General features: G+C 69.9%; 5 protein-coding genes. 2 read left to right on the top strand and 3 right to left on the bottom strand.

What is annotated here, in order from left to right:
• Positions 1-984 (bottom strand): DNA primase (gene dnaG, locus AC08ON_RS00895; RefSeq protein WP_476606118.1); only part of this gene is annotated, 984 nt, incomplete at its 3' end.
• Positions 985-1,436: 452 nt separating this feature from the next.
• Complete coding sequence (locus tag AC08ON_RS00890) at positions 1,437-2,699, bottom strand: deoxyguanosinetriphosphate triphosphohydrolase (protein ID WP_476606119.1); 1,263 nt, start codon at positions 2,697-2,699, stop codon at positions 1,437-1,439.
• 95 nt (positions 2,700-2,794) lie between these two features.
• Between AC08ON_RS00890 and AC08ON_RS00885 the strand changes: the two genes are divergently transcribed.
• Positions 2,795-2,950, top strand: a complete 156-nt coding sequence (locus AC08ON_RS00885) for a hypothetical protein (protein ID WP_011435724.1) — start codon at positions 2,795-2,797, stop codon at positions 2,948-2,950.
• Positions 2,951-2,990: 40 nt separating this feature from the next.
• A complete protein-coding gene (locus tag AC08ON_RS00880) occupies positions 2,991-3,530 on the top strand; it encodes a PH domain-containing protein (protein WP_011435723.1) in 540 nt (179 codons plus the stop codon).
• A 94-nt stretch (positions 3,531-3,624) separates the two neighbouring features.
• Here AC08ON_RS00880 and AC08ON_RS00875 read toward each other — a convergent pair.
• On the bottom strand, positions 3,625-4,266 hold a 642-nt coding region (locus AC08ON_RS00875; protein ID WP_476616291.1), incomplete at its 5' end, for a transketolase C-terminal domain-containing protein.

Raw genomic sequence — 4,266 nt, 5'->3', positions numbered from 1 at the left:
CCCGGCCGCGTCGCCGTCGAACGTGAAAATCACTTCACCGCGACGCTCGTCGGAGTCCATGAGCAGCCGGCGGACCACCGCGACGTGCTCGGAGCCGAAGGCGGTGCCACAGGTCGCCACGGCCGTGGTGACCCCGGCGAGATGGCAGGCCATGACGTCGGTATAGCCTTCGACCACCACGACCTGGTAGCGGCGGGCGATGTCACGACGGGCGAGGTCGGCGCCGTAGAGCAGGTTCGCCTTCTTGAACAACGGCGTGTCCGGCGTGTTGAGGTACTTCGGCCCGGCGTTCGGGGCGCCGTCCTCGGCGAGGCGCCGCCCACCGAAGCCGACCACCTCACCGGCGAGATCCCTGATCGGCCACATCAGCCGATGATGGAAACGGTCGATCAGGCCCCCGCGGACGCCCTGTTTGGCCAGCCCCCCGAGCACCAGCTCCTCCCCGGTGAAGCGCCGGGCGAGCAGATGCCGAGTGAGGGTGTCCCAGCCGGTCGGGGCGTAGCCGACCTCGAAGCGCGCCGCCGCGGTGAGATCGAATCCCCGCGCAGCGAGGAAGTCCCAGCCTGCGCGCGCGGAGGCCTGCGACTCTAGCTGCTCGGCGTAGAACTCGGCGGCCACCCGGTGCGCCTCCAGCAGCCGCTGCCGCTGGCTGGACACCGTACGGTCGGTGGTCCCACCGCCCTCGTAGGTCAGCGCCACCCCGGCCCGGCGCGCCAGGCGCTCCGCCGCCTCCCGGAAGGTCAGCCCGTCGATCTCCCGCACGAAGGAGTAGACGTCGCCACCCTGCTGGCATCCGAAACAGTGGAACAGGCCGGTTGCCGCATTGACGTAGAAGGAGGGTGACTTCTCGTCATGGAACGGGCACAGCCCGACGAGCTCGTTACGCCCCGCCGGACGCAGTTGTACGTGCTCGGCCACGACGTCCGCAATCGGCGAGCGCTCCCGGACCAGGGCGACGTCGGCGTCACGGATTCGTCCCCCCACCCGTCCCTCCCAAGTCCGCGTCGAGACTCTGCGGGTACCCGAACGAGAGGTAGCTCGCCCGGGGCAGAGCGCCCGTCAATATGTTTGCCACGTCCATTCCCGCCGGATCGATGCCAGGACCACCACCCGCCGGCCTACCCGGCCTGTCGACGAGTGACGCGGCGCCCCTCACATCGGTCCTACCGCTGCGATGGTACGTGTCGTAAGCACGACAGTACCGATCATGCCACGTGAATGTTGGGGACAGGGGCCGTGACGTGCATGCCGAGCTGCGATGTCGGGCCGCGGAGCGCGCGCCGGCTCGCTCCCCCAACCGAGGGAGCGAGTGTCCCCCCGAACGGGGGAACACCCGAAACACCGTCGGGACATCGGGCCAGCGGTGGACACCCACCGGACCCACCACGCACCGGGTCCCCCGCACACCGGCGTCCCCCGCACACCGGACTCGTGGCTCACAGAACCCGCGGCGCCGGTCGTCCACACAGCAGCGCATACCGCCGCTCGGCGCTGGCGTCGGTCAGACGCGCCACCTGGTCGATGACGACCCGTAGCCGTGCCGCATCGTCAGCGGCCATGCGGTAGGCCGCGCGCAACGACGGCTCGAGCACGTCCGGCGCGCCCCGGGAGAGCATCGCCACGAGCTCCGCGACCACCTCCCGCTGCCGGGACTGCCGGGCGCGGGCACCCGGCCGCTCCAGCACATACCAGGCGGTGACCCCCTTGAGCGCCGCGCACTCGGCCACGGTGTCCGGATCCACCACCAGATCCGCGCCATAGCGCCACAGCGGACCGTCGGGATGGCACGCCCGGGTGGCACGGACCGCGCTGTGCGCGAACCGGGCGATGAGCTCGCTGGTCATCGCCCGCAGGGCGGCCTGGCCCCGGGCCGAAGTGATCTCGGAGCGGACCCACCAGGGCTGGGACCGCAGGGTGCCCAGGGCTACCGCCACTGCCTCGGCGGACGGCCCCGGGTAGCGGACGGCGGTCGCGGCGGCGAGCTCCGCCCGGCGGCCGGAATCGTCGAGGGCGGCCAGATCGATGTGTCCGGCAACGACCCCGTCCTCAAGGTCGTGCACCGAATAGGCCACGTCGTCCGCCCAGTCCATGATCTGCGTCTCGATACAGCGCCGGGCGGCCGGTGCGCCCTCCCGGACCCAGCGGAGCACGGACAGGTCGTCGGCGTAGGCGCCGAACTTCGCGCTGTCCGCCCGGGGCCCAGGGCTGCGCGGCCACGGGTACTTCGTCGCCGCGTCCAGGGTCGCCCGGGTAAGGTTCAGGCCCGCGCTGCGACCGTCACAGTCGACGATCTTGACTTCGAGCCTGGTCAGCTCGCGCAGGCTCTGGGCGTTGCCCTCGAAGCCACCGCAGGCGGCTGCGGCCTCGTCAAGCGCCAGCTCGCCGTTATGCCCGAAAGGGGGATGACCCAGATCATGCGCGAGGCACGCCGCCTCGACCAGGTCGGGGTCCGCGCCCAGTTCCTCGGCGAGCTCCCGGCCCACCTGGGCGGTCTCCAGGGAGTGGGTCAGCCGGGTACGCGGGAAGTCGTCGTCGAGCGGGCCCACGACCTGGGTTTTTCCCGCCAGCCTGCGCAGCGCGCTGGAGTGCAGCACCCGGGCTCGGTCCCGGGCGAAGGGACGGCGCTGAGCCGGTGTGGCCTTCGGGCGTTCCACGACCCGACGGGCCGTGTCCGAGGTGTCATACCACTCACTGACCACGAGTTTGAGAGTATCGGCGCGATTCCGCGACCTCCATCGAGCTCAGCGGCGATACTTTGTGCGCACCCTTCCCCGAATCGGCCCGGAGGCCTGCCGTGGACAAGATCATTAGGTATGGGGCGATCGCGTTCCTCATCTTCTTCGTGGTGACCGCGCCCAACAGCGCGGCCAGTATCGTCGGCCGCGCCTTCGACTGGCTGCAGTCCGTCGGTAACGGGGTGTCCCAGTTCGTAACCGATACCGCTCTGTAATGGCTACCCGGCCACTCTTGATGTCTGGGACACTGCCGGCGTGGTGAGACTCCAGCTTCCGGACCTGGCTCAGCGCGACACCAAGTACCTCGCATCCCAGGAGCGCCTGGTGATGATGGTGCGGTTGCACTGGGCGGTCCTGCTGCCCATCTTCCTGCAGACTGTCGGGGCCGTGCTGCTCGCGCTCGTGGCGAACATCCTGTTCGCCTCGCAGGACGTCGACGCCGGCATCATCACCACGCTGCTGTGGTACTTCGCCCTCTTCATGATCTTGAGGATGCTGTGGAGGGTCGCCGACTGGCAGTTCGAGCACCTTATGATCACCGACAAACGGCTCCTGAAGGTGTCCGGGATCTTTTTCCGCAAGGTCCAGACGATGCCACTTTCCAAGATCACAGATCTCACGTACAACCGGGATCCGCTTGGCCGGTTGCTCGGGTACGGCGAGTTCGTCGTGGAGTCCGCCGGCCAGGACCAGGCACTTTCCAAGATCCAGTTCCTGCCGCGTCCAGACCGGCTCTACCTCACCCTGGTCGACATGACCTTCGGTGGAGCACCCGCCCCAGCCGGAGACGACTGAGGGACGGCCCGGTGGGACCGGGGGATCTCCCCCGGTCCCACCGGATGTCCCAGCCCCGTGCCTTCTCGGCCGCCGGCCGCCGGCCCTGGACGGGTCAGCGCAGCAGGTCGCGGGCGGCCTCGACGATGTGCCTCGCGGAGATGCCGGCCGCGTCCAGGAGCTCCTGAGACGTCCCGGAACCCGGCAGCGACCGCACCGCGAGATGACGGACCGACAGCGGCACGCCGCCGTCGCTGAGCGCTTCCAGCACCGCGCTGGCCAGTCCACCCTCTGGGTAGTGATCCTCGGTGACGACGATGCGCCCGCCGGTGGCCTGGGCGGCGTCGGCGAGCGTCGCCGCGTCGACCGGCTTCACGGCATACAGGTCGATCACGCGGGCCGCGATCCCCTCGGCCACGAGTGTGTCCGCCGCGGCCAGCGACTCGTGCAGGGTGACACCGGCACCGATGAGCGTGACGGTGTCGGCATTCGATCGGCGGAGCACCTTGGAACCACCGGGGGCAAACGGCTCGTCCGGGCCATAGAGCACGGGGTAGGCGCCACGGGTGGTGCGCAGGTAGCTGACCCCGGGCAGATTCGCCATCGTCTCGACGAGCTTCGCGGCGGACGTCGCGTCGCTCGGGTAGAGCACCGTCGAGCCGCCGACCGCCCGCATCATGGCGAGGTCCTCGAGCGCCATCTGCGACGGCCCGTCGGCGCCGATCTCGACTCCCGCGTGGCTGCCGGACAGCCGGAT

This window comes from Frankia sp. CoWAU3, assembly GCF_977971855.1.
This window is presented reverse-complemented; position numbering and strand designations above follow the sequence as displayed.